We start from the raw sequence: 25539 nt of genomic DNA, 5'->3' as shown, positions 1-25539 counted from the left end.
TTACGAGTTTGAGCGGAACTGTGTCCAAGCCTCTGCTGACGGTTGAGGGTCTGAGTGTTGAATTCGGCAGCAATCGCGTTGTTGATGATCTGAATTTCTCTGTTTCTGCTGGCCGCACGCTGGCAGTTGTCGGTGAATCCGGCTCAGGAAAGTCGATTACCTCGCTTTCGATTATGCGCCTTGCTGATATGAGTGGCGCAAAATTCCCCAATGGTCGCATTTTGTTTAATGGTCCTAAAGGCGAGCGCGATCTTCTGAAAGCGGATCAGAGAGCCATGCGCGGTATTCGCGGTAAAGACATTGCGATGATCTTTCAGGAGCCGATGACATCGCTCAATCCGGTTTTCACCATTGGCAACCAGCTTTCTGAAGTGCTGATGCTGCATGAAGGTATGTCGAAGAGTGCGGCTCTGACTGAGGGGAAACGCCTGCTGGAAATGGTGCGTTTGCCGGATGCCGAAGGCCTGCTTAAGCGTTATCCGCACCAGCTTTCTGGTGGTATGCGCCAGCGCGTGATGATTGCTATGGCACTGGCTTGCCGTCCTAAACTACTCATTGCTGACGAGCCAACAACGGCCCTTGATGTCACAATTCAGGCACAGGTTCTGCACATCATCAAGGACTTGCAGAAAGAGCTTGAAATGGCGGTCATTTTCATCACGCACGATATGGGCGTGGTGGCTGAAATGGCTGACGATGTTGTCGTGATGTGGAAGGGTAAAAAGGTCGAAGAAGGCCCGGTAGGCCGTATCTTTGAAGCGCCGCAGCACCCTTACACACAAACGCTTTTGTCGGCAGTTCCAAAGCTCGGCAGCATGACGGGCGAGGCGTTCCCAAAACGGATGCCGGTTATGATGATGCGCGATGGCGTGCCTGTTTTAACGGGTGAAGAACGCATTCAGGATACCGCACGTTACGGTGAAAAGCCGCTTCTTGCCGTTGATGATCTGTATGTGCGCTTTCCGATCAAGAAGAACATTTTTGGCAAAGTCACTCATGTATGCAATGCGGTCTCTAAGGTCGCTTTCGACATTTATCCGGGTGAAACGCTGGCGCTGGTTGGTGAATCCGGTTCGGGCAAATCGACCATTGGACGCACAATCCAGCAGCTTCAATCGCCATTAGCAGGCGATATTCGCTTCAATGGCAAAGCCTATTCGCAGATGAGTTCTCCAGAGCGCTACGCGATGCGTCGCGAAGTGCAGTATATTTTCCAGGACCCGTTTGCATCACTCGATCCGCGCAAGACTGTCGGCTTTTCCATTGCAGAGCCAATCCGCACGCATGGTCTTCTCGACAATAACAAGGCGATCAATGCACGCGTGGCAGAACTGCTAGAGCGCGTTGGTCTTGGCCCGGAACATGCATCGCGCTATCCGCATGAGTTTTCGGGTGGACAGCGCCAGCGTATCTGCATTGCACGCGCGCTTGCTTCAAAACCGAAACTGATTATCGCTGATGAAGCTTTGTCAGCGCTTGATGTGTCGATTCAGGCGCAGGTGATCAACCTGTTTATGGACCTTCAGAAGGAGCAGGGCTTAGCCTATCTCTTCATCAGCCATGACATGGCTGTGGTTGAAAAGATGAGCCATCGCGTTGCGGTGCTTTATCTTGGCCAAATCATGGAACTTGGCTCGCGTCGGCAGGTGTTTGAAACGCCATCGCATCCTTACACGCAGCGCCTGTTGTCTGCCGTGCCGATCGCCGATCCTTCGGCCCGTACCGAGCGCGCAGCGCTCGAAGGCGAAATTCCAAGCACGACCCGTCGCATCGATGACAAGCCGACCATCTATAACTATCGCGAGATTTCATCAGGCCATTTCGTCGCCGAAAGCGCTTGAATTCTTGCACCATCTTTTCATCGCATGGTCCAACGCAAAACCGCTTAACACTTTTGCTGGAAATGCTTCAACGAACCCAAAGGGGAAAATAATGATAAAGAAAGCACTGAAAGCCGCTTTTCTGGCTTCCGCTCTGTCGGCGGCTGTGATTGCGTCGGCTCCAGCTTTCGCCGCTGGAAAGCTTACCGTTTCGTCGCCGCAGGATCCCGGAAGCTGGGATCCGATTGATACGTTCCTCGTCAATTGGGCATCTGTCGGCACCAATATTTTCGACGGTCTGGTTTATCGCGGTCCTGATCTGAAAATCGTTCCCGGCCTTGCGACGTCATGGGAAGAGCTGGATGACGGCAAGCGCATTCGCTTCACTCTGCGTGAAGGTGTGAAGTTCCACGATGGCGAGCCATTTAATGCCGAAGCCGTGAAGTTTACCTTTGATCGTCTGCTTGGAGATGAAGGCGCAAAAGGTCCGCAGCGTTCGAACTATATCGCAATCGACAAAGTTGAAATCATCGACGAAAAGACCGTTGATTTTCATCTGAAGGCTGCTGATCCGGTTCTGATCACCAAGCTTGCCGCTTATGGCGCGATGATCGTTCCGCCGAAATACATCACCGAAAAGGGTGATGATTATTTCAACACGCATCCAGTCGGTACTGGCCCGTTCAAGTTTGTGTCCTATGAGCCAAAGGTCAACATCAAGCTCGAAGCTTTTGCTGATCATTGGGGTGGCGCACCGAAGCTTTCAGAGCTTGAATATCGCTTTATCACTGAACCTTCGACAGCCGTTGCCGAACTTCAGGCTGGTCGCGTTGATCTCGTCATTCCGCCGACCATTCCAATCGGCATGATCCCGACGATTGAAGCCGATCCAAAGCTCGAACTCGTCACGACCGCTGGTCCAACTGTTTATGCGCTTCGCTTCAACACGCGCGACGGCATTACCAAGGATGAGCGCGTGCGCAAGGCACTGATCATGGCGGTTGATCGTGATGCGATCATTCAGTCGATCCTCGCTGGTCAGGCAGAGCAGATCGCAAGCTTCCAGGGTTCGCTTTCGTTTGGCTTTGATCCTGAAATGAAGCCGCTGCCTTACGATCCTGAACAGGCGAAGAAGCTGCTTGAAGAAGCTGGCGTTCAGCCGGGCGCAGAAGTACAGATCGATGTTCGCGGCAATGAAGCGACCTTCAATGAAGTCGCACAGGCTGTCGCTTCCTTCCTGCAGATGGTTGGCATCAATGCGACCATCAAGCCTTATGACACCAATGTTCTGCTCAACGACATCATCCCGCAGGGCAAGACCGGCGCGATGTTCCAGCAGTCATGGGGTGGCTGGACGCTTGATTACGATAACACGGCTTACTCGATGTATCATTCGGGCGAAAAGTGGAACCCATATGACAAGGACGAAAAGCTCGACAAGATGCTCGGAGCTCAGCGTTCGGTTCTTGATCGTAGCGAGCGCGAAAAGCTGCTTCAGGAAATCGCGCATTATGCAGCCGACCGTGCTCTGGAAATGCCGCTTTATAACCTCAAGGCAATCTTTGGCGTGAACAAGCGCGTGAAGAACTTTGTTCCGGTTCCAGATAGCCGCCTGCGTCTCACCGACGTGACTGTTGATTGATAAGACTAATGTGGCAAGCCGTTTATCGGCTTGCCACCGCATTTCGGAGGCGCTCTGGTGGCCGGATTTCTCATAAAACGAATTTTGCAGGCGTTGTTTGTGCTTATAGCCATGACAATGCTTGTATCCTATGCAATCCGGCTTACGGGCGATCCGGCGCTGATGCTGACGCAAGGTGCGGGCAGTATCACAGAAGCCGATCTAGAGCGCATCCGCGAAGGATTGGGCCTGAACCAGCCTTTCCTTGTGCAATATTGGGAGTTCCTCAAAGGCCTGTTCACGCTTAATCTTGGACGCAGCTTTTTGGGTGGGACACCCGTTTCCGTTCTGGTTGGCAGTGCCTTGCCTGCAACGCTGATGCTGGCTTTTGCATCGCTGTTTGTATCCATCGTGATTTCAGTGCCGCTGGGCATTAAAGCGGCTGTATCGCGTGGCAAATGGGCCGATCAGCTTATTCGCATTTGTTCGCTGGTTGGCCTGTCTTTTCCGAACTTTTGGCTCGGCACAATGCTTGTTTTGCTGTTTGGTATTTCTCTGCAATGGCTACCACCAAGCGGCATGAGCGGTTTTGCAAGTTTCATTATGCCAGCCATGACGATGGGCATCATTCTGACGGCAACCAATGTTCGTCTTGTGCGCACATCAATGCTCGAAACCTTGCAATCGCAATATATCATGGTCGCCCGCGCCAAAGGCTTGAGCGAAAACAAAGTGCTCTACAAGCATGCACTGCGCAACTGTGCCATTCCGCTGATTACATTCATCGGCCTTCAGTTTGGTGGTCTACTCGGCGGCATTGTGGTAATTGAACGCGTTTTCAACTGGCCGGGCATGGGAACGCTGGCGTTTGATGCTGTTGCTGGACGCGATTATCCTGTTCTTCAGGCGACAATCGCAATTCTGTCGATGCTGATTATCGGCGTCAATCTTCTGGTAGACATAGCTTATGGCCTTGTCGATCCGCGCATTCGGACGGAGTAGAGTAATGGCGACTAAAACATCAACTCTCTCGCTTTCACGTTTTGCAAATCTGGAATTCGTTGTCGGCTTTCTGCTGACTGGCACTATTTGTTTGGCGGTGATTTTCTCAGGCTACCTGTTTCCAGCAGGTGGAAATAAGATCGATCTACTGGCACGTTTGACACCACCTTTCGTCAATCCAGCGCATATTTTTGGCACTGATCCTCTCGGACGTGATGTGCTCGCGCGTGTTATCATCGGCGGCAAGATTTCGCTATTTGTGGGCTTCATCTCCGTTGTAGGTTCGGTCATCATCGGCACCACAATGGGACTGGTCGCGGGCTATTATCGTGGCTTCTGGGACATGGCGCTGATGCGCTTTGTCGATGTGCAGCTTGCCATGCCGTTCATCTTGCTTGCGATTACGTTTATGGCCATCCTCGGCGGTGGACTGGTCAATACGATCATTCTGCTGATTGTTTCGCAATGCGTACAATATGCCCGACTGGTACGCGGCTCGGTGTTGTCGCTGCGTGAGCGTGAGTTTATTCTGTCTGCGCGTGCTATCGGCGTGAAGGATTGGCGGATTATCTTGCAGCATTTGCTGCCAAATCTGCTTGGTCCTGTCATCGTTTTGATGACGCTGAATGTCGCTAACAATATCCTGCTTGAATCCAGCCTGACCTTCCTTGGATTTGGTATTGATTCAACCATTCCGAGCTGGGGTGGAATGCTGGCCGATGGCCGCACATATCTCCAGACTGCGTGGTGGGTTAGCCTTTTCCCCGGCCTTGCTATTCTTTTCACCGTGCTTGGCCTTAATCTTCTGGGTGACTGGCTGCGTGACACGCTCGATCCAACCGGTAGGACATCGCGATGAGCGTGCTTTTTGAAAAGACCTATCCGCGTTCAATCAATGTCCTGATCGAACGTTTCTCAAAGCCGGAAATGCGCGGCGCTGAAGTGGAAGCATGGCTGTTCGATGATCAGCCAAGTCGCTTTGCGGCTGAAACGAAATTGCGCGAGGCGGGCATTAATGCGCGTCTGCGTTCGGCCTATAAGCCGCTTCTGCATTTCTTCCTTGAAGAAGTGGACGGTGCAGCCCTCAAAGCCGCAACAATTCTCTATCCGCGCCATGACAATTGCGTAGAAAACCGATTTTTGCTCGAAACCTATCCGCTTTCTGCGCTTCTGCCTGATGCAAAAATCAGCTTTAGCGCATCGGGTAAGGATGACTTCTTCTATGAAGTCGACCTTATATTTGCCGATGGTCGGAACGAAAATCATCGGGTTTTCGCACCCAATCGCGTCCATGTAGATTTCATCGGCGAAACGCTTGTTTCTCCAACCGGCTGGCTGATTGTCGAGCACAAAGACAAAGTAGAAAATGCCCGGTTTGAGACAGCTTATGAAAAGCTGTTTCATGACACGATCTCGACTATAGCTACTCATGACTGGGGTAGGGGCGAGCCCTATTTTGAAGAGCTGAACATATCGGTCAGCCTGCCAATTACAGATCGTCGTCTTCCTTTTGATGAAGAAGCACTGAGCCTTACTGAAGCTCTGCATGAAGACATTTATTTTTCGCTGCTCGAAGTCTTTCAGAAAAAGTCTGGTCGGCCTGTTGGTGATCGCGGTTTGCAGCCGGGGCAGATTGTGCCGGAAGTTCGTTTCCGTGACGCCGACCCATATGTGAAAGTGGAAACGCGTCCGCTTGAAACAACGGATGCGCTGACTGCCGAGCAGGTGCTGGAAAATGCACAAGCTCCGCTATCCGCTGATCAGATCAGACGTGAGATTGTTAAACTTGGCGGTTCGCCTTTTGAAGCCAAGACGCGAGCGGGGCGTAGCGTGCGCGCGACCTATGTTTCGGGCAGTGATCTGCCTATGATGATCAGCGCCGGGCAGCACGCCAATGAAACAACAGGTATCGTTGGTGCATTGCGTGCAGCCACACGGCTTGCCGCGCGCGATGGCGGACATTTCACGATCTCGCCGCAGGAAAACCCGGACGGATATGAAATCCACAAACGTTTGTGTGTCTTGCAACCACATCATATGCATCACGCGTCTCGCTACACGGCTCTGGGTGATGATCTGGAATATCGCACAGGCGAAGGGCTCTTTGAAAAGGCCATCCGCGTAGAGGCTGAGGCTCTTACAAGTGCGAAGCTTCACGTCAATCTGCATGGTTATCCGTCACATGAATGGACGCGCCCTCTGTCGGGTTATGTGCCGCGTTCCTTTGCGATGTGGACGCTGCCAAAGGGCTTCTTCCTGATTATACGTCACCACGCGTCATGGGAGAAAGAAGCTGAACAGCTTATGGATCATGTGACTAAGCATCTTGGTGCGATCGATGGTCTGCTTGAATACAACGATGCACAGATCAAGCTTTTCGAACAACATGCGGGCGAAACGGGTTTCCGTATTATCAACGGCTTCCCATGTCTGGTTGGTGTTGATGATCGGCACACCGTTCCGCTGACATTGATTACCGAATATCCAGACGAAACCATCTACGGCGAAGCTTTTGTAAAAGGCCACACAGCGCAGATGGAAACTGTTCTTTCGGCTTATGATGCTTTGCAGCAGCTTTTCCCGAGCGAGCCGGTTGCATAATTAAAGATAATATATGCCAATACGATTGCCGCCGATCATTTCGACGGCAATCTCCATCTCGTAAATATCGCGCAGAATGTCCGGCTGAATGAGCTGTTCCGGCGATCCCTGATGCACGACCTTACCCTTGCGCATGGCAACGATATGGTTGGAATAGCACGAGGCGAAATTGATGTCGTGCAGAACGAGGACGACCGTCTTGCCGAGTTCATCTGCAGCGCGTCGCAACAGCTTCATCATTGAGGCTGAATGTTTCATGTCGAGATTGTTGAGGGGTTCGTCCAGCAGTACATAATCCGTATTCTGACAAAGAACCATTGCCACAAAGGCACGCTGGCGTTGCCCACCGGAAAGCTCATCGAGAAAGCGCGAACCCAGTTCCTCAAGACCAAGATAGCCGATCGCCTGATCGACATGGTTGAGATCTTCGCGTGTTGGGCGTCCTTTGGAATGCGGATAGCGGCCGAATGTAACCAGATCGCGCACGGTGAGGCGGGAATTAATCGCATTGTCTTGCCGCAGGATCGACAGGCGCTTTGCCAGAATATCGCCGGATGTGGTTGAAACATCTAGCCCATCGACAGTCACGCGGCCTTTTTCCATCGGCAAGAGACGGCTGACCATCGAAAGCAGCGTCGATTTTCCCGCACCATTTGGCCCAATGATTGAGGTAATGCCGCGTGCTGGCAATTGTAGCGTCACATTATCAACGACGACTGCATTTGCATAGGATTTGCTGACTTGGCTTATTTCGATCAACGTGCGTTCCCCCTGACGAGAAGGATAATAAAGACGAGTCCGCCCAGAAACTCGATGATGACACTAAGCGCGGTGTTGAAAGCGAAAACACGCTCAAGGACAGTTTGTCCGCCGACAATGCACAAAATTGCCAAAAGAACGGCGATGGGCAGAACGATACGGTGTTTGGAAGATCCCGCGATCATGTAAGCGAGATTGGCGACGAGCAGACCGAAAAAAGTGATGGGACCGACAAGCGCAGTTGATACCGACACAAGGATCGTAACGATCAGCAGAATGCGATGCACAACGCGGCTATGATCGACACCCAGATTGATAGCCGGATCACGTCCAAGCGATAAAACATCGAAGACATTGAGAAAACGCAGGCCGTAAAGCGTGACTACCGCCACGATGATTGCTGCCAGCACCAGAATATCTGCGTTGACGCTATTGAAGCTTGCGAAGAAACGATCTTGTAGCAGCGCGAATTCGTTCGGGTCGATCATGCGCTGCATGAGGTTTGACGCGCTTCGGAAGAAAACACCGAAGACAATGCCAACGAGCATGACAAGATGCAGGCTGCGCGCCGCACCTGAAAACAGCCATGCATAAAGCGTACTTGCAAAAACCACCATTATTGCGGTTTCAGCAAAGAAACGCGCATTTGGGCCTATTCCATTGATGTGAATGGCACCGAAGGCAAAGACGGCGAATGTCTGGATCAGAATATAAAGCGCATCAAAACCCATGATGGAGGGCGTGAGAATGCGGTTGTTGGTGACTGTTTGAAACAGAACGGTTGAGACAGCGATTGAATAGGCCACGAGTATCATCGCAGCGAGTTTTGTGCCTCGGAAAGTGAGGATGAAAGACCAACTGCCTTTTGCGCCTAGTGTCATGAACGCAACGCAGGAAGCAAGGGTAAGGACTGCAAGAAATGCGATGACAAAGCCGGGACGTTTAAGCAATGCGTGACCCCTTGCGTAATAGCAGATAAAGGAACAACGCGCTGCCAACGACACCCATCATTGTGCCGATTGGGATTTCATAGGGGAAGCGGATCAGTCGCCCGACAATATCGCAGGCGAGTACCAGTCCGGCACCCAATACCGCCACCCATGGAACAGCGCGGCGCATATTATCGCCGATGAACATGCTGACCACATTCGGCACAATCAATCCCAGAAACGGGATCATGCCAACCGTCACAACCACGCTTGCGCTGACCATCGAAACGATTACAAGTCCGAGCGTTACCACGCGGCGATAGTTGAGACCGAGATTTGTGGTGAAGTCCTCGCCCATGCCAGCAACTGTGAAACGATCAGCTGCAATATAGGCAATAACGGTCAGGAAGAATGAGAGCCAAAGCAGCTCATAACGTCCGCGCAGCACGCCTGAAAAGTCACCTGTTGTCCATGAATTGAGTGCTTGCAGCAGATCATAACGATAGGCAATGAAAGTTGTGACCGCGCTAATGACGCCGCCCAGCATTATGCCGACGAGCGGAACCACCAGAACAGAACGCAATGGAATACTGCGCAGGATACGCAGAAAAAGCGCTGTGCCTGCAAGGGCTGTGACGGATGCCACAAGCATCTTGCCAAAGACCGGAGTGTCGGGGGCAAATAGGATAACCAGTAGAATACCGAGGCTTGCCGACTCAACAGTGCCTGCGGTTGAAGGCTCGACAAAACGATTGCGGGTGAGCATCTGCATGATCATTCCGGCAACTGCCATGGACATGCCAGCGAGGATGATCGCAAGTGTGCGGGGTATGCGGCTGATTAACAGCACTTCGGTCGCGCGGTCGGTGCTGTTTGCGCCAAACAGCGTGCTAAGCGATACATCGCTGACGCCGATAAACAGGCTGATAAAAGCCAGTATGACGACAACAATTATAGCTGCGGCGAGTGCCTTCACGCTGAATTCCCGTTCTCTTGCCTTGCCATGAAATCGGGCCACAACTTATGCGGCCCGACATGACTGGGTCAGAAGATATTACTTAGCTTTATCAAAAGCTTCTGAAAGTTGTTGAATGGTACTGTGCAGCGCGCCAAGACCGCCGCCCACGAGATACCAGTTCTGGCCGTTGAGATAGACGACCTGATTGTTCTTCCAGGCATTTGTTTGGCGCACGAGTTCGTTGTCGAGCAATTGCTTGGCAGAGGTGCCTTCACGTCCAATGGCGGCATCGCGATCAAGTACGAAAAGCCAATCCGGGTTGGTTTCCAGAATGAATTCTGAACTCACTGGCTGCCCGTGATTGCCGACGGAAAGATCAGGCGCTGCTGGTTCGATACCGAAGCTGTCATGCAGCACACCGAAACGCGAACCCGGACCATAGGCGCTGATCTTGCCGCCTGAAGTCAGGATCATCAGGCCCTTGCCTTTGCCCTTTGTTTTTTCGTTTAGTGCAGCGAGTTCGCTGTTTAGCTTTTCAACTTCGGCCTTCGCTTCGGTTTCCTTGCCAAAAATCTGGCCAAGCTTTTCGATATTGGCTTCGCTGCCGGAAATGAATTCCTTGGCTGGAACAGTCAGATCGATAGTCGGTGCGATTTTTGCGAGTTCGCCATATTTCGCTGCCGAACGGCCACCCACAATAATGAGATCCGGTTCTGCTGCATTGACAGCTTCATAATCGGGTTCAAACAATGTGCCGACTTTTTCATAATCAGCCCCGTCATATTTCTTGAGATATTCCGGGTAAGCGATGCTACCGGGGACGCCGATAACTTTCACGCCAAGACGGTCAAGGTTGTCGAGCGTCGCAAAATCAAACACCACGACTTTTTCAGGATTGGTTGCAATCTTTGTCTCGCCCTGCGCGTGTTTTACCGCGACATCAGCCGCGTGCGCGCCGGAGGCAAGTGCTGTCGCAACAAGTGCCGCGCCAAACAGACGGGAAAAATGTCGGCTGAATTTCAGCATAGCGTTCGATCCTTTCGTCAATCCTGTACTTTATAGTCCAGTTTTCTTCCCGTCAAAGCGGGAAGATCAATATTCAGTTGTTTTGGCCATTTGGCGCTTCATTGAGCAGTATGAATTTCAAACTATCTTCCACGGTCAGTGGGATCATCGATCCATGGCTTTCATCATCGAAACGACGATAGGCAACATCAAAGCCGGGTAGCTGCTTCAACTCTGTTTGAATGTCCGCGCCCGATGGTCCGCCACGTAGTATTTTGAGCCGCTCGACATCTTCTTTGGTCTGACCCGGACGCTCGCCGCGCTTTCCAGAATTTTCAATCAACAGGCGAATGGGTTTTGGATTTGCTTTAAATGCTTCTACGAACTTGTCCTTATCGGCGAGAATGGAGCGTCCATTCCACCAGATCGAAGGGTCGGCAGAGGCATAGGTTTGAAATGAATCGCTATGATTGAACAGCGCATAAAGCGTGAAGAGGCCGCCAAGCGAGTGGCCGAATAATGCCTGCTTGGTTGGGTCGATTGGAAAACGACCTTCAATCTCGGCTTTTACCTGATTATCAAGGAATGCGAAAAAAGCATCTCGTCCGCCGGTCTTTGGAATATTCGTTTGAACGGGGATCAGATCATCAGGCGTCGGCGGTGTCAGATCAAAATAGCGCAGGCGCACGATTTCGTTCTGGTCTTCGGTTGGATAGCCGATTCCAACAAAAACGGCATTGAGCTTAGGGTTGTTTTCCATAAGCTTTGCAGTGATTGGCAGCATGCGATTGCCGTCCGTCATATAGACGACAGGAAACCCTTCAGCAGGTGCTTTTTCTGCGGGAGCCGCAACGAAAATCCGATAGTCGATGCCATTTGCCTGCATGTCGAAGGAACCGACTTGTGGCTTTTCAGCATGCGCGGATGCGCTCACAAGGATACTTCCAACCATGAGGCAGACCTTTAGAATGACGTTCTTCATTTTGCTCATGAGAGCATCCAATTCATAAAAATGACGCCAGCTAAAATCGGCTGGCGTCATTGCGTATCTTAGAAACGTGAAGTCATACCGAGCCAGAGACGACGGCCTTCGACGACATTGTTCGTTTCATCAACGGTCACCTTCTTATCGAAGATGTTGTAGACTGCCGCATTCAGTGTGACGTTTTCGCTGAACTCATATGAGCCACCGAAATCGACTGTCGCATAGCCCTTGTATTTGCGGGCAATGACCTGACCTCGGCTGTTATAGGCATAAGGTTCACCGACAGTACCAATACGAAGACCGGCATTGATTTCTTCGCCATGATAATTGGCGGCAGTCCAAGCGGTCAAACCTTCGACTGGTGTTTCCCAGTCAGCGCGGACATTTGCCATATGCTTCGGTGTGCGCGCCAAAGGCAGACCCGCATATTCGCCGGTCTTCTGCTCTGAGTCTGTGTAAGTATAGCTTCCACGAAGTTTAATCGTGTCGGTCGCTTCCCAGTCTGCAGTCAACTCGACGCCCTGAATGACAGCATCGTCAATGTTATAGCTGTAATAGAGAACGTAGTTTGGATCCTGTGCCCAGCGAAGGGGTTGGCCAGTGATTGGATCATACTGAATGTTGCTGGCGATCTTGTCTTTGAAGTCGGTGTAGAAGTAAGTTGCGCCAAGACGCAGACCCTGCTGATTATCCCAAAGTGCACTGGCTTCATAGCTCGTGCTTTTTTCTGGCTGCAAGCCCGGGTCACCAATGATGACGCCGCAGTTTCCAGTTGGACCATAAGTACAATTGCCGCCACCAGTGGTATAAGCATAGCCCGGTGCGATGGTGCGCAGCTCAGGTGCACGGAAGCCGGTTGAAATACCGCCCTTGATGGTCAGCTGATCGGTTGCATGCCAGACGGCATATCCACGCGGGCTCCAATGTGAACCGTAGATTTCGTGGTGATCCATACGCAGACCGCCGGTGAGGGCGAAGTCCGGTGTGATCCACCATTCGTCTTCAGCAAAGAGCGCCCATTGCTTGATTGTGAACTGCTCATCAAGACCATTGCGACGACCCGGATTCTGATCCGTCAGCGTGCCTTCAATAAACTGGCCACCCGTTACGAGCGTATGGTTGCCATAAAGCTCGAATGGTGTCGTGAACTTGCCATCAAGCGTGGAGTTGCGGATATGTGGCGAACGCAGGTTTTCCACGAATTCTCTGCGCGCATTATTCCAGCTGAAATTTGTTCTTTCAGCCGTTTCCTGCATGAAGGAGAATTCGGAAGTCGTTGGACCCCAACGGCCAGTATGGCTGACGGACCAATGATTTCGGTCATTCAGATTGTAAGCATCAACAGGTGCTGTGCTGCCGGTTGCCACTGGATTGATGGTGTTACCAACGCTTGAATCGCGGCGCAGGCGGGTCTTGCCAGCTTCAAAAACAATATCGTGATCAGCATTTGGCGTGATGGTCACGCGACCTGTGATGTCGATGTCTTTTTGCTCAGGCGTACCACTGATAATGTTGTCTTCCTGACGCTTCATACCGCGGCCCCAAAGCTGTACGCCAACGAGGTTGGGCACGAGCGGGCCGGTTATGTAGTAAGAACCCTGATAGGAATCGCCATATTTGGAATGCTGCTGGACTGTCGTGTCGACGCTTAGCGAGCCGCTCCACTTGTCTGCGACTTTTTTGGTGATGACGTTTATAACGCCGCCCATCGCGTCGGAACCATAAAGCGACGACATTGGACCACGAATGACTTCGATGCGCTCAATAGCGTTGGCTGGCGGCAGGAAGCTTTGCTCAAAGCCCGAATTACCGTTGGTGCGCGCATCACGTGTGCTCTGGCGCTTTCCGTCAACTAGAATGAGCGTATAAGTTCCGGGAAGGCCACGGATGAAGATATCACGTTCGGCAGCGGCACCAGTTACGGCAACGCCTTGCACATCACGCAGTGCATCTCCGAGATCACGATAAGCACCTTTTTCGAGTTCTTCACCCGGCACGACCGAGATACTGGCTGGCGCATCGGTGATGTTTTGCTCGAAACCAGTTGCCGATACCACGATCTGATTAAGTGTAATGCCACCCCCAGCATTCACCTGTTCAGCCGCTTGCGCTTCAGCCTGTTTCTTTTTGGCAGCTTCTTCCTCTGCCTTGGTTAAGGTCTGTGCGAAGGAAACTGCTCCGCTCAGAATAAGTGCAGTGGAAAGACATGTGCCCGCAAGAACAGCTTTTGCAAAAAGCGATTTGCTGGCCAAGTGCCTGTTCTGCGAGCCAGTGGCGCGCGATCCCCGAAACAAGCTGGTCATAAATTTCACCCTTTAAGTTGAGTTTTCGGCTCTCCTTATGTATGGCAATAAGATGACGTCAACGGTCGTCTTTTATAACAATTCCAAGTTCCAAAAAACGCAACTGAACGGATAACGCAGCAATGGCTGGCAAGCGCATGAAAACACAGACAGAGCCGGAGGCTATTGAAGGCGAAAGCCTGAAATTGGGTCAGCTTCGCTTGTTGATTGCGCTCGATGCACTTCTTGTGGAAGGCAGTGTTGGTGGGGCCGCTCGGCAAATGGGCTTGAGTATGGCGGCCATGAGTCGATTGCTTGGGCAGATACGCGAAAAATTTGATGATCCGATTTTTATCCGTTCAGGCCGTAACATGCTTGCGACGCCCAAAGCGGAAGCATTGCGCGGACGACTTCGCAGGCTGGCAAACGAAACAGAAGCGCTAATGAATTTTGACGGCAAAGATGCTGCTGAAGTGCATTGCGAAAGAAAGCGGGGCTGGGAAAAAACCAGTATGATTGTCGCCCCGCCACCGCTTGGCATCCGCAAGGTGATACAGCTTGAGAACCACCCAACGCCAGAACAACTTGCTGCGCAATTCGCCAATGTTCAGGACGAGAATGATCCGTCCCTACGCTTGGCAAAATACATAGCGATTATTGGCCGTAAGATTGGCTATACGCGTCCGCTCGAAATGCATGAGGCAGAAGACGCTTTCACCACGATTTTTGCTGGTGAGGCAGACCCTATGCAAATCAGTGCTTTGTTGCGTCTTATTCACTATCGGGGTGAAACTGCGCCGGAGTTAGCAGGGATGGCTCGTGCAGCGCATCGCTATTACGCGCTTGATACGAATATCAGCACGCCAGCGCTCGACTGGCCAGCCTATCTCTCACCCAATTCCAATCAGTCGCCCTGGTTTATGCTGGCAGCTATTCTCGTCTCCCGCGCAGGTTATCCGGTGGTGTTACATGGCAACTGCGGTATGGGCGAATTGTCGGGAAAGCTGGAACTTGCTGCACAGGCCGTAAATATTCCGATTGCCACGTCGCTGGCGCTTGGAAAGAGCGCTTTAACCGCTCATGGCATTTGCTTCATGCCACTGGCAGGATTTGCACCGCAGGTTCATTCCCTGCTGGCGCTCTATCCGTTGTTTAATTCGCGCTCATCAATCAATAGTCTCGCCCATCTGCTTAATCCCTTGAGGCTTTCAGCATCTTTTGTCGGTGTGACACAGCCTGCTTACCGCGAACTGCATCGTGATGCAGGTGCCCTGTTGGATATGAAGTCTGTGTCTGCCGTTTCAACAAGCCGAGATGTTGCAGAACTGGTTCCTCATCACGCGCATACGGTCTACAGATGGTTTGGTGAGCAGAAAACCGACATTAATCTGCCGACCTTATCAAAGGCCGCTACAGACCGTCATACCAGCCAAAGCACGTTTGAATATTGGCTCGCAGTTTGGTCTGGTGCGGCTATCGATGAGCGCGCTGAACTCACAGTCATTGCATCAACAGCAATGGCATTAATGACGGCACTTGCCGCCGATGATGATAGCTATGGCCAGTTTTACAAAAAGGCAGAAGAGCTTTGGCGAACACGTCACGCAGCCTCGTGATTGCCATAGAGCGATAGGAGAAAAATATTCTATTTATGCAGATTATTAGAAATTAACTCCTGTCAATCGAATGAGTCAGCAAGTTGTTGCTTTGTTTGTGGCTTTCATATGCCCTAAGTTTCGCCAGACATTCGGGAATAAGCGGGCAATCGCTTGTGCAGGAATTCCAAGGAAAATATTAATGACCGTCCAATCAAACCCGTTCAATCTGCCGTTGCTCGACATTTCACGCTACAATGGCACAGCAGAAGACCGAAAAAGCTTTATCGATGAGCTGCGCCATACGCTGCATGATCATGGATTTTTCTATCTCACTGGGCACGGTGTTGATCCGAAACTCATCGAAAATGTTGTTGCTACTGCTAAGCATTTCTTTGCGCTTCCAACCGAAGAAAAGCTCAAGATCGAGATGATTAATACGCCGCATTTTCGTGGCTATAATCGCGCCGGTTTGGAGCGCACGAGAGGCGAACAGGATTGGCGTGAGCAACTCGACATCAACACTGAACTCGAGCCAGCTGAAATTGGTCCCGATAGTCCTGCATGGAAACGCTTGATCGGCCCAAATCAGTGGCCTGATGCACTTCCTGAATTGAAGCCTCTTTTGCTCGCTTATCAGGCAGAGGTTACCCGTGTTGGCATTGATGTATTGAAAGCAATTGCACAAGCACTGGGGCAGAGTGAAGATTTCTTTGCGCAGATTTATGAGCCGCATCCATCGCAGCTTTTGAAGATCATTCGTTATCCCGGTCGAGATGTTGCGGAAAGTGAGCAGGGTGTTGGCGCACATAAGGACGGCGGATTTGTAACAGTTCTTTTGCAGGATGTTGTGCCGGGTTTGCGTGTGCAGCGTGAAGATGGTGTCTGGATTGACGCACCGCCTGTACCGGGAACATTTGTAATCAATACTGGCGAGCTGCTTGAATTGGCGACGAATGGATTTGTTCGTGCTGACGTGCATGGTGTGGTAGCTCCACCAGCAGGCACAGAACGCTTCTCAGTCGCGTTCTTCCTTGGTTCGCGGTATGATGCGACAATCCCTGTGATTGATCTCCCGGAAGAGCTAAAAACAAAGGAACGCGGTGTGAGCGTTGATCCATTGAATACGCTCTTCCGCGAGGTGGGACAGAATAATCTGAAAAGTCGCTTGCGTTCTCATCCTGATGTTGCGCGTGCTCATCATCAGGATTTGTTGGATTCCCCAGAATTCGCCAGCCTTAAATTGGGATCAGCCCATAATTAAAATGAACCCATTCCTTGACGGTTGTTTGCTTTTTCTTTCTTCCGTCAAGGAACAGGTTCGGGGGCACAGAAGTATGATGTGCCTATCAATTGACGAAAAATAGCTGGTAAAAATAGCAATAAAAAACGCCGGATAACCGGCGTTTTCTGTTTTATTTAAAGCTTTTCAATCAACCGCTTATGAGCTTTACTTCCATAAAGTCTTCAAGGCCCCATTTGCCGCCTTCGCGGCCATTGCCGGATTGCTTGTACCCACCAAAAGGACTTCCCGGCGCGCGTGATGTTCCGTTGATCTGGATCATGCCAGCGCGGAGTTTTCGGGCAACACGCTTTGCGCGTTCAGGGCTTCCAGTCTGAATATAAGCGGCCAAACCGTAAGGCGTATCATTGGCGATAGCGATGGCTTCTTCTTCCGTATCGAAGGGGATCATTGCCAGCACAGGGCCGAAGATTTCTTCGCGTGCGATAGCCATGTCGTTGTTCACATCAGCAAAGATGGTTGGCTTAACAAAGTCACCCTCGGAAATACCGTCAGGACGTCCGGTGCCGCCAGCAACCAAACGCGCACCTTCATCGATGCCCTTCTGGATCATTGTCTGCACCTTGTCGAACTGGATCGACGAAGACAATGGACCGATATGTTCGCCATCTTTTGATGGATCATCGACCGTGGTTTTCGATGCCGACGTCTTGGCAAACTCAACCGCCTGATCATAGATCGAGCGCTCAACCAACATACGGGTTGGGGCATTGCACGACTGGCCAGTGTTTTCAAAGCAATGGTTCACACCACGTTCAATCGCTTTTTCGAGATCACTGTCGGCAAACACGATGTTTGGTGATTTGCCGCCAAGTTCAAGCGAAACACGTTTGACTGTCGCGGCAGCAGCACGCGAAACAGCAGTTCCGGCGCGGGTTGACCCGGTAAATGACATCATGTCGATGTCAGGATGCTGCGACATTGCTTCGCCGACGACTGGACCTTCACCGTTAACGAGGTTGAATACGCCCTTTGGCAAACCTGCTTCATCGACAAATTCAGCGAACAGCATCGCCGACATTGGAGCAATTTCGGATGGCTTGAGCACAACAGTACAACCCACAGCAAGGGCAGGGATGACCTTGAGCGCGATCTGGTTCATTGGCCAGTTCCACGGTGTGATGAGACCACACACACCGATTGGTTCACGCACAATCGCCTGATTGGAATGCTTAGGCGAAAGAATTTCATCGAACTCGAAATTCTCGAAAGCCGCGATAAAAGCTTTGGTGTGCGAAATGCCAGCCGCGGCCTGAGATTCACGCGCGAGCTTGATTGGCGCACCCATTTCCTTCGAAATAGCCTGTGCCATTTCTTCAAGACGGCGCTCATAGATTTCAACTATACGACGAAGATAGCCAATGCGTTCTTCGGCAGGCGTTTCGCTCCATGAGGGAAATGCCTTTTTCGCCGCAGCGACAGCGAGATCAATATCAGCAGCCGAGCCAGCAGAAATCACTGCATATGGCTTTTCATTGGCTGGATTGATGACTTCAATCGTCTTAGCTTCGAGTGGTGCGTGCCATGCGCCGTCGATATAGAAATCTGTTTTCTGATCCAGATTTTTTTGAAGCATGATGAAATCCTCCAATGCTTTGCTTTTCGTTTCCCTTGTCGATGCGCAGACTACTCGCCAGCTGTGACGGCGTCAAAACAGAACGATCAATGGAAACATCAATTTTTCTTATTCGTTATCGTAGGCTTCGAATTCTACGCCGAGCGTTTCCAAGCCTTCTTCGATGTAATCGCCCAACAGTGGTATTCCGAGAAGGTATTTCGCTTCACGCCCATTGTGGCGATCACTTGCGGTGGCAAGGGCGTCATCCCATTCTTCCGCGCTGAAGTCTCCACGACCGACCCAGACTAAGGCCAGCAATTCAATCTTCTCGTCTTCGTTCAGAGAGCGAATTGCAGCGACAAGTTCCTTGCGTGTTGGATTGGTTATGGAAGCATCAAGAATGTCAACATCACCATCATCGGAAGCATTGGAGCCGGAATCTTCGTCCACTGCGGGAACCTGAACATCATATTCACGCGCCTTGGCGATGATGAACTCGATGTTTTCAATATTGTTGACCAACTCGACCATTCTTTTGCCTCCGTAACGTCACTGTTTAACGAACGCAGTTCGCGGTCTCTGGTTCCTTTAAATCGGCTTGCCAGAACTTGCCTACTGCGACTTCATAAAAGATATAGGGCCATCACGAAGGTTTATTAGGCTTGTTGCGAAATATTGATTTTGGATTGGTCTCGGTTTTTCGAAAGTTAGTGCGCCAAAAACGGGATGACCCAATCTGCTATGAGTTTGATTGACAGGCCAAAGAGCGTGAGCTGAACGAGCAGGAAGAACGGACCATCCGGCATGATACGGGTGAGCTTGGCACCAACAAACGTACCGATGATCGCGGCAGGCAGAAGCCAAAGACCAAGCGACCAGTCAAGGTTGGAAAACTGCTGCAATTGCCAATAAGGGATCAGCTTAACCGCATTGACGATTGCAAACAGAATGGTCGATGTGCCTGCAAATACGAGCTTTTCCAAATGCTGCGGTAGCACATACATCTGGAATGGTGGTGCGCCGGAGTGTGAAACAAAGCTGGTGAGGCCGGTGATAATGCCCCAAAAGGTTCCGCCCGCGATATCCGCCTTGCGCGCCGCACGGCGGTATTTTGCACCAACCCAGACGTTGAAGCAAAAGAATAATCCCACAAGTCCGACCATCATTCCGATGAATGTGCTGGAAAGATGCGAGCTGAAAAACCAGCCTAATCCAATCCCGACAATGGCAGCCGGCGTAAGAATTGCTAGATTTCTGGCCGAGAAGTGGTGGCGATAGAGGTAAAGCCCAAACATATCGCTGACGACATAGATCGGCAGCAGTAGCGCTGCCGCCGTTACAGGGGAGATCACCAATGCCATTAACGGCACTGAAAGCGTTCCGACGGACGGTAGGCCACCTTTGGATAGGCCGACCAAAAAGGCTGCAATAACGGCTACTGTCATAAACAGCGGGGTATGTTCAAGCATTCAAAAGTAACCGTTATATCATTGAAACAATGGTTTATAGCCGAGTTCTCAGCTATGCGCCCATTCCCAGTAGAGCGAGCGCGCACGCTTGGTGATGGCGCCATATTCGAGTGTACGCTCATCGAAGCCAATGATCGGAACAACCTTGCTGATATTGCCCGTAGAGAAAATCTCGTCTGCTTCGCGGAAATCCTGAAGCGTAAGCGTCGTTTCATGGACGCTGACACCGGCCTGGCGCAACAGACCGATAACGCGTTGGCGTGTGATGCCGTTGAGGAATGTACCGTTTGGAACTGGAGTATAAACTTCGCCACCACGAACCATGAACACATTCGAGGTTGCAGTTTCTGCAACATTGCCCAGAACGTCTGTCACCAGAGCGTTATGAAAGCCCTTAGCTTTGGCTTCTCGCAGCATGCGACCATTGTTTGGATAAAGACATGCAGCCTTGGCATTAACAGGCATGACTTGCAGGTAAGGGCGATGGAACGATGTTGTCGTAACGGTAAAGCCCTTTGGCTCGACCATCGGGATTTCTTCAAGGCAAAGTGCGAAGTCCGTTGATTCCGGTGCTGCCGCAACAGTGGTGCTATCGCCGTCTTCGGCCCAATACATCGGGCGAATATAAACATCTGTTCCCGGCGCGAACTTCTTCAAACCTTCGCGGGCCAAAGTTTCAATATCGTTGCCGCTCAGCATAGGCGCCAGTCCAAGCGCGCGTGCAGAGTCGTTTGCTCGTGCAGAATGCCGATCAAGGTCAGGTGTTACACCCTCAAAGAGACGTGCGCCGTCGAACACGAGAGAACCAAGCCAGGTTGCGTGCGAAGCTGCACCAAGAATGCGCACATCGCCCTGATGCCATTCGCCTTTGTAATAGGTCCAAGTTGCTCGCTTCTCAGCCATCGTCTTCATCCTTGATCAATTACGTTACGTGCCAAACCCCGCGCGAAGCGCTTTCAGTTTTAAATAGAATTGCTGGAAAGAGCTGCGGCGGGATATGATTATTGGCTTTTATAGCATCAAACCCGAAACTGGAAACCAGTTTCGGGTTTGATATATCCTTATAGTGATCAAGCTTACGCGAGAACTGGTCTACTTTTCTTCAGCCAAAGCCGGTGACGGATCGGATGTTGCCACAGCTGCTGGTCCCGGAACGCCGCGTTGGCGCTCACGCACGAAAGTGAATAGTCCAGAAATCGTGATCAGAACGATGCCGATAAGCATCGGAAGATCAATATGATCATGGAAAACGAAATATCCGAACAGAATAGCCCAGATCATCTGGCTATATTGTGGGGAAGCGATGGCACTCGCGGGCGCACGCTGCGCTGCAAGCATGAGAAGAATGTTAGCAAGAGCTGCAAGCAGACCGTAACCCGCAAGGTAACCCCATTGCAGAGCGGAAGGTGTCTGATAGCTCGGAATCATCAAGGCACCGCAGATGAGGATTGGGCCAATAAGCCCCGCAGTGTAAAGCGAGATACGCTTTTCTTTTTTACCCATTGCGCGAAAGATCACGATACTGAATGCACCGCCAAGGCCGCCGCCAAGTGCGCCAAGGTGACCGATCGATAATTCACGAAAGCCGGGGCGCAGCACAACAAGCACGCCAATAAAGCCGATGATAACTGCCGACCACCGACGCCAGCCGACTTGCTCTTTGAGGAACAGCACGGAAAGGATCGTCACAAATGCCGGAAGCAGGAATATCAGCGCAAATGCTTCAGCCATTGATAGATGCGTGAAGGCGACAACACTACCAATCACACCCATCGCGGCGGTAAGTGTCCGAAGTAACCAGAGTTTTATATTTGTGGTTCGAAACATATCGAGCCACTGATCTTCCGGCTTCTTCGTGAATGGGATGGCAAGAATACCGAGCACGGCACCAAAAAATGCGATCTCATAGGGGGATAATGTGCCGTCAAGAAACTTGACGCACGCATCGCTGATGGCGAATGCAGCATAGGACGCAAACGCGAGGAAAATACCGTAAAGCATAGTGGTTTCCGCAAAAGGCTAGAGATAAACTCCTCCGCCGACCGGATTAATCGATTAAGACCCGTTTGGCAAAAGGCAAATGCCCTAAAAATCAAAAAAATGAACTTCCTCTATCCCCTATGGGGTAGGCGATTGCGGCATTTTCAAGAGCGCGAGCTCTAGCGAAAACGCATGCCTCATTTGCAATCATATCCGTGGTGGAATTTTGTGCAAAAGATTAAATATAGGGCATCCAACGAGGAGAAAAGAAATGAACATTCGTCAGAAATTTAACCAGTATGTTTCCCGTCGCCGCGCTATCCGTGAACTCGGTGCAATGGACGATCATCTTCTTGCCGATATCGGCGTATCGCGTTCGCAGATCCAGAGCGCAGTGTTCGGTAAGTAATCACTGATGGTGCGGCTGATAGATGATCGCCCCGTAAGTGAAACAGAAGTAATATAACAAAGCGTCGGTGCTCCAGTCCCGGCGCTTTTGTTTTATAAATTTAATTTTAAATACCGATAGTAACATGTTTTATTATTTTTCATTGATTTCTGCTGATTGCGTAATCATTGTTTTCGCTTAGTGTTGAGACATTTCGCGTGTATTTTTGAGACGTGTCGCGGTTGTAAGATTTACGCCGTCTTGTATTATTTACCTTTCAGTGCCCGTGACAAATAGATGGTCATCCGGATATCCGACTTGATGTGCAATTTTCGTCGCCGCCAGATTGCTGATTTCATTCCGTAAATATGTTCTTCTCATGCTATATTTAGTGATCGAGCAATTAATATATTGCGGGGCATTTGCCCGATAGACTATTAGATCTTGCTTATTGGGTAGCCACAGGGGTATGTGACTACCCAATACTTTTGGGATCATGAAATGCTTGAGCTTGTCATTAAAGGAACCGTGATTGGAGTTGGCGCGACAATCTTGATGGACCTATGGGCATTGATTCTTGCTCAGTTTCCCGGCCAGTCGCGCCCGGATTGGGGCCTTGTTGGGCGCTGGTTCTGGCATTTGCGCCATGGTCAAATATTTCACGAGGATATTGCTGCAACCAAACCTTATCGACATGAAGTCGTATTAGGCTGGATTGGTCATTATGTTGTCGGCATTCTTTATGGCGTGGTTTTCGCGCTTTATGGTGGTTCGGCGTGGTTTGCGAATCCCATTTTTCTTCCGGCTTGGATATTTGGCATAATGACCGTGGCTGCAGGATGGTTTTTGTTACAGCCTGGATTGGGAATCGGGTGGGCAGCTTCGCGTTTACCGAACGCTGCGAACGTTCGCGTACTCAACCTTGTCGCGCATACATTTTTTGCGTTCGGTTTGTATGGTACGGGCGTTTTAATTAGAAACGTATATTAATCATTATGTTAGCTGCAGAGGCCCGAAGTTAGCCTATTGCCGTTTTTTGAAGCACTTTCAAAAATATACCGCTGAATAGCTGACTAGCGTTATTGATTAAGTCAGACCAAACTAAATCACGTTAATAAACAGACATTCTTGCGGCAGAACTGTGTTTTTTGTCGACTTGGGTGTATGGGGAACAAATCCGCTCGCTAATAAGCGGCTGCGGCTAACAAATACGGCAATCGCAATAGATTGCACCGATTTTCAACGTCCAATCGCAAGCAATTGCCTTTGGCGGTTTATGGGTGCCTTTGAACGCGCGCTTTTTGCCCTGGAGGGATCATGCTGGAAAAGCTGTTCAAATTGCAGGAACACGGAACATCGGTGAGAACGGAAGTGATCGCTGGTCTGACAACCTTCCTGACTATGTCTTACATCATCTTCGTCAATCCTGATATTCTGTCCAGCACGGGCATGGATCGAAACGCGGTTTTCGTCGCAACCTGTCTTGCGGCGGCACTCGGTTCAATCGTTATGGCACTCGTTGCCAATTGGCCAATTGGTATGGCTCCGGGCATGGGCCTGAACGCCTTCTTCGCCTTCACCGTTGTTGGCGCTATGGGCTTTTCATGGCAGCAGGCGCTCGGTGCGGTGTTTATCTCCGGCATTATCTTCCTGTTTTTGACTGTCACAGGTATTCGGCGCTGGTTGATTGAAGGTATTCCGCATTCGCTTAGAAGCGCTATTGCTGCGGGTATTGGTATGTTCTTGGCGCTTATTGGCCTCAAGACTGCAGGAATCGTTGTCGATAATCCAGCAACGCTCGTCGGCCTTGGTGATCTGCGTGAAGCTGGTCCTCTTTTGGCAATTGCTGGCTTCTTCATCATCGCGGCTCTGGATGCACTTAAGGTTCGCGGTGCGATCCTTATCGGTATTCTCGTTGTTACCGTTGCATCGATCTCGCTCGGCATCACACAGTTTAATGGTGTGTTTTCTGCACCTCCAAGCTTGATGCCAACATTTATGCAGCTCGATATCATGGGTGCGCTGCATACGGGCATTCTGCACGTCATTCTGGTGTTCGTACTTGTTGAAGTGTTCGACGCGACTGGCACACTGATTGGCGTTGCCAAGCGTGGTGGTCTTATCGAACCAGGCAAGCCAAATCGTCTTGGTAAAGCTTTGTTTGCAGACAGCACCGCAATTCTTGGTGGCTCGCTGCTCGGCACGTCTTCAACAACAGCCTATGTTGAAAGTGCTTCTGGCGTTCAGGCTGGCGGTCGTACGGGCCTGACGGCACTTGTTGTCGCTCTGCTGTTTCTTGCAGCGCTCTTCATTTCGCCTTTGGCGGGCTCCGTGCCTGCTGTCGCAACAGCACCAGCGCTGGTCTATGTCGCGTGTCTGATGATGCGCGAACTGTCCGAAATCAAGTGGGACGAAATCACCGAAGCTGCACCTGCTGCACTCACAGCGCTTGCAATTCCGCTCACCTATTCGATTGCTAACGGTCTGGCTTTTGGTTTCATCAGCTATGTCGTTTTGAAGACGGTAACCGGTAAGGTTCGTGAGGTTCACTTGGCGACATGGATCGTCGCGGCGCTCTTCGTGATCCGCTTCGCATTCTTCCCAGAATAAAATTTTAACGCCGGGGCAACACCCCGGCGTTTTTCTTTTGCACTAAAGGAGTCGAGTTATGTCATCGGATGAATTGAAGCTGCTTGAGAAACTGATTGAAGTCATTGAAAACGACATCATACCTTTAACTGAGCAGGGCGTTGCTGACGGCAACAAGGTTTTTGGTGCGGCTTTGCTCAACAAGTCCGATTTATCGCTGGTGCTTGCTGAAACCAATAACGAGACAGAGAATCCGCTCTGGCATGGTGAAGTTCACACCATCAAGCGTTTCTACGAGATGTCTGAAAAAGGGCGTCCTGAAACCAAGGACATGATTTTCCTCTCCACACATGAGCCGTGCTCAATGTGCCTTTCGGCAATCACGTGGAGTGGTTTTGATAATTTCTATTATTTGTTCAGCCATGAAGATTCACGCGATGCGTTTTCGATCCCGCATGATCTGAAGATTCTCAAGGAAGTTTTCACGCTTGAGCCGGGTGGCTACAACCACGACAATAGTTTTTGGCACAGCCATTCCATTCCGAAAATGGTGGCATCGCTTTCGGAGCCAGATCGGGCTCGTCTCGAAAAGCGGCTTGATGCCATCCGAGCCAAATATGATAAGATGTCGAATGCTTATCAGAGTTCCAAAGATGGAAATGCTATTCCACTGAATTAATATAAAAGGCCGTATA

Annotated in this window: 22 protein-coding genes; 11 read left to right on the top strand and 11 right to left on the bottom strand. The window is 50.8% G+C overall.

Annotated elements, in window-relative coordinates; translation table 11 throughout:
* The first annotated feature begins 20 nt into the window (after positions 1-20).
* From ACOZHT_RS15675 to ACOZHT_RS15655, 5 genes are all read left to right on the top strand, one after another.
* A complete protein-coding gene (locus ACOZHT_RS15675; RefSeq protein ID WP_421565972.1) occupies positions 21-1841 on the top strand; it encodes a dipeptide ABC transporter ATP-binding protein in 1821 nt (606 codons plus the stop codon).
* Between the two features lie 91 nt (positions 1842-1932).
* Entirely contained in the window at positions 1933-3462 is a 1530-nt protein-coding gene (locus ACOZHT_RS15670; RefSeq protein ID WP_339512700.1) for an ABC transporter substrate-binding protein, read from the top strand.
* Between the two features lie 57 nt (positions 3463-3519).
* Positions 3520-4443 (top strand): ABC transporter permease, encoded by a 924-nt coding sequence (locus ACOZHT_RS15665; protein ID WP_339512702.1) that lies wholly within the window; start codon positions 3520-3522, stop codon positions 4441-4443.
* Positions 4444-4447: 4 nt separating this feature from the next.
* Positions 4448-5302, top strand: coding sequence for an ABC transporter permease (locus tag ACOZHT_RS15660; RefSeq protein ID WP_339512704.1), 855 nt, complete (start codon positions 4448-4450; stop codon positions 5300-5302).
* Positions 5299-7044 (top strand): peptidase M14, encoded by a 1746-nt coding sequence (locus tag ACOZHT_RS15655; protein ID WP_339512706.1) that lies wholly within the window; start codon positions 5299-5301, stop codon positions 7042-7044. Before ACOZHT_RS15660 ends, ACOZHT_RS15655 begins: the two co-directional genes overlap by 4 nt.
* Here the strand turns inward: ACOZHT_RS15655 and ACOZHT_RS15650 are convergent, their stop codons facing one another.
* The 6 genes from ACOZHT_RS15650 to ACOZHT_RS15625 all read right to left on the bottom strand — a co-directional run bounded on the left by ACOZHT_RS15650 (position 7045) and on the right by ACOZHT_RS15625 (position 13983).
* Positions 7045-7803, bottom strand: coding sequence for an ABC transporter ATP-binding protein (locus ACOZHT_RS15650; protein ID WP_339512708.1), 759 nt, complete (start codon positions 7801-7803; stop codon positions 7045-7047).
* Positions 7800-8753 carry an iron chelate uptake ABC transporter family permease subunit gene (locus ACOZHT_RS15645; RefSeq protein WP_339512710.1) on the bottom strand — a complete coding sequence of 318 codons (954 nt, stop codon included), beginning with the start codon at positions 8751-8753 and terminating at the stop codon, positions 7800-7802. Before ACOZHT_RS15645 ends, ACOZHT_RS15650 begins: the two co-directional genes overlap by 4 nt.
* Positions 8746-9708, bottom strand: a complete 963-nt coding sequence (locus ACOZHT_RS15640) for an ABC transporter permease (RefSeq protein ID WP_339512712.1) — start codon at positions 9706-9708, stop codon at positions 8746-8748. Before ACOZHT_RS15640 ends, ACOZHT_RS15645 begins: the two co-directional genes overlap by 8 nt.
* Positions 9709-9786: 78 nt before the next feature.
* On the bottom strand, positions 9787-10716 hold the full coding sequence (locus tag ACOZHT_RS15635) for a siderophore ABC transporter substrate-binding protein (RefSeq protein WP_339512714.1): 930 nt from the start codon (positions 10714-10716) through the stop codon (positions 9787-9789).
* 73 nt (positions 10717-10789) lie between these two features.
* The gene (locus ACOZHT_RS15630) at positions 10790-11686 is read right to left on the bottom strand and encodes an alpha/beta hydrolase (RefSeq protein WP_339512716.1); all 897 of its coding nucleotides are present in this window, start codon (positions 11684-11686) and stop codon (positions 10790-10792) included.
* A gap of 59 nt (positions 11687-11745) precedes the next feature.
* Positions 11746-13983 carry a TonB-dependent receptor domain-containing protein gene (locus ACOZHT_RS15625; protein WP_339512718.1) on the bottom strand — a complete coding sequence of 746 codons (2238 nt, stop codon included), beginning with the start codon at positions 13981-13983 and terminating at the stop codon, positions 11746-11748.
* A 122-nt stretch (positions 13984-14105) separates the two neighbouring features.
* Between ACOZHT_RS15625 and ACOZHT_RS15620 the strand changes: the two genes are divergently transcribed.
* Both ACOZHT_RS15620 and ACOZHT_RS15615 read left to right on the top strand, forming a co-directional pair.
* Positions 14106-15578: a glycosyl transferase family protein gene (locus ACOZHT_RS15620; protein WP_339512719.1), complete on the top strand. Its 1473-nt coding sequence runs from the start codon at positions 14106-14108 to the stop codon at positions 15576-15578.
* A 181-nt stretch (positions 15579-15759) separates the two neighbouring features.
* On the top strand, positions 15760-16821 hold the full coding sequence (locus ACOZHT_RS15615) for an isopenicillin N synthase family dioxygenase (RefSeq protein ID WP_339512721.1): 1062 nt from the start codon (positions 15760-15762) through the stop codon (positions 16819-16821).
* A 169-nt stretch (positions 16822-16990) separates the two neighbouring features.
* On the opposite strand, the gene ACOZHT_RS15610 is transcribed toward ACOZHT_RS15615, so the two are convergent.
* From ACOZHT_RS15610 to ACOZHT_RS15590, 5 genes are all read right to left on the bottom strand, one after another.
* A complete protein-coding gene (locus ACOZHT_RS15610) occupies positions 16991-18436 on the bottom strand; it encodes an aldehyde dehydrogenase family protein (protein ID WP_339512723.1) in 1446 nt (481 codons plus the stop codon).
* Positions 18437-18544: 108 nt separating this feature from the next.
* On the bottom strand, positions 18545-18949 hold the full coding sequence (locus ACOZHT_RS15605; RefSeq protein ID WP_339512725.1) for a DUF3775 domain-containing protein: 405 nt from the start codon (positions 18947-18949) through the stop codon (positions 18545-18547).
* A 176-nt stretch (positions 18950-19125) separates the two neighbouring features.
* Positions 19126-19887, bottom strand: a complete 762-nt coding sequence (locus ACOZHT_RS15600) for a sulfite exporter TauE/SafE family protein (RefSeq protein ID WP_339512727.1) — start codon at positions 19885-19887, stop codon at positions 19126-19128.
* Between the two features lie 48 nt (positions 19888-19935).
* Positions 19936-20790, bottom strand: coding sequence for a branched-chain amino acid aminotransferase (locus tag ACOZHT_RS15595; RefSeq protein WP_339512729.1), 855 nt, complete (start codon positions 20788-20790; stop codon positions 19936-19938).
* 189 nt (positions 20791-20979) lie between these two features.
* Entirely contained in the window at positions 20980-21888 is a 909-nt protein-coding gene (locus tag ACOZHT_RS15590) for a DMT family transporter (protein WP_339512731.1), read from the bottom strand.
* A 250-nt stretch (positions 21889-22138) separates the two neighbouring features.
* On the opposite strand from ACOZHT_RS15590, the gene ACOZHT_RS15585 reads away from it, so the two are divergent.
* The 4 genes from ACOZHT_RS15585 (at position 22139) to ACOZHT_RS15570 (ending at position 25523) form a co-directional block, all read left to right on the top strand.
* Complete coding sequence (locus ACOZHT_RS15585; RefSeq protein WP_250042323.1) at positions 22139-22276, top strand: DUF1127 domain-containing protein; 138 nt, start codon at positions 22139-22141, stop codon at positions 22274-22276.
* 480 nt (positions 22277-22756) lie between these two features.
* Complete coding sequence (locus ACOZHT_RS15580; RefSeq protein WP_339512735.1) at positions 22757-23245, top strand: DUF2938 domain-containing protein; 489 nt, start codon at positions 22757-22759, stop codon at positions 23243-23245.
* Between the two features lie 327 nt (positions 23246-23572).
* The gene (locus tag ACOZHT_RS15575; protein WP_339512737.1) at positions 23573-24865 is read left to right on the top strand and encodes an NCS2 family permease; all 1293 of its coding nucleotides are present in this window, start codon (positions 23573-23575) and stop codon (positions 24863-24865) included.
* Between the two features lie 58 nt (positions 24866-24923).
* Positions 24924-25523 (top strand): nucleoside deaminase, encoded by a 600-nt coding sequence (locus tag ACOZHT_RS15570; protein ID WP_339512739.1) that lies wholly within the window; start codon positions 24924-24926, stop codon positions 25521-25523.
* The last annotated feature ends 16 nt before the right edge of the window (positions 25524-25539 follow it).

Source organism: Ochrobactrum sp. EDr1-4 (assembly GCF_049199085.1).
GTDB lineage: Bacteria > Pseudomonadota > Alphaproteobacteria > Rhizobiales > Rhizobiaceae > Brucella.
The sequence above is the reverse complement of the archived record's forward strand: the minus strand, read 5'-3'. Positions and strand labels throughout refer to the sequence as shown.

Excerpts from the sequence above, each read along its gene's own strand:
- ACOZHT_RS15605 (WP_339512725.1), bottom strand. The coding sequence starts at position 18,949 with ATGGTCGAGTTGGTCAACAATATTGAAAACATCGAGTTCATCATCGCC.
- ACOZHT_RS15575 (WP_339512737.1), top strand. The coding sequence starts at position 23,573 with ATGCTGGAAAAGCTGTTCAAATTGCAGGAACACGGAACATCGGTGAGA.
- ACOZHT_RS15615 (WP_339512721.1), top strand. The coding sequence starts at position 15,760 with ATGACCGTCCAATCAAACCCGTTCAATCTGCCGTTGCTCGACATTTCA.
- ACOZHT_RS15620 (WP_339512719.1), top strand. The coding sequence starts at position 14,106 with ATGGCTGGCAAGCGCATGAAAACACAGACAGAGCCGGAGGCTATTGAA.
- ACOZHT_RS15585 (WP_250042323.1), top strand. The coding sequence starts at position 22,139 with ATGAACATTCGTCAGAAATTTAACCAGTATGTTTCCCGTCGCCGCGCT.
- ACOZHT_RS15595 (WP_339512729.1), bottom strand. The coding sequence starts at position 20,790 with ATGGCTGAGAAGCGAGCAACTTGGACCTATTACAAAGGCGAATGGCAT.
- ACOZHT_RS15670 (WP_339512700.1), top strand. The coding sequence starts at position 1,933 with ATGATAAAGAAAGCACTGAAAGCCGCTTTTCTGGCTTCCGCTCTGTCG.
- ACOZHT_RS15625 (WP_339512718.1), bottom strand. The coding sequence starts at position 13,983 with ATGACCAGCTTGTTTCGGGGATCGCGCGCCACTGGCTCGCAGAACAGG.
- ACOZHT_RS15635 (WP_339512714.1), bottom strand. The coding sequence starts at position 10,716 with ATGCTGAAATTCAGCCGACATTTTTCCCGTCTGTTTGGCGCGGCACTT.
- ACOZHT_RS15660 (WP_339512704.1), top strand. The coding sequence starts at position 4,448 with ATGGCGACTAAAACATCAACTCTCTCGCTTTCACGTTTTGCAAATCTG.
- ACOZHT_RS15630 (WP_339512716.1), bottom strand. The coding sequence starts at position 11,686 with ATGAGCAAAATGAAGAACGTCATTCTAAAGGTCTGCCTCATGGTTGGA.
- ACOZHT_RS15580 (WP_339512735.1), top strand. The coding sequence starts at position 22,757 with ATGCTTGAGCTTGTCATTAAAGGAACCGTGATTGGAGTTGGCGCGACA.
- ACOZHT_RS15600 (WP_339512727.1), bottom strand. The coding sequence starts at position 19,887 with ATGCTTGAACATACCCCGCTGTTTATGACAGTAGCCGTTATTGCAGCC.
- ACOZHT_RS15590 (WP_339512731.1), bottom strand. The coding sequence starts at position 21,888 with ATGCTTTACGGTATTTTCCTCGCGTTTGCGTCCTATGCTGCATTCGCC.
- ACOZHT_RS15570 (WP_339512739.1), top strand. The coding sequence starts at position 24,924 with ATGTCATCGGATGAATTGAAGCTGCTTGAGAAACTGATTGAAGTCATT.
- ACOZHT_RS15610 (WP_339512723.1), bottom strand. The coding sequence starts at position 18,436 with ATGCTTCAAAAAAATCTGGATCAGAAAACAGATTTCTATATCGACGGC.
- ACOZHT_RS15655 (WP_339512706.1), top strand. The coding sequence starts at position 5,299 with ATGAGCGTGCTTTTTGAAAAGACCTATCCGCGTTCAATCAATGTCCTG.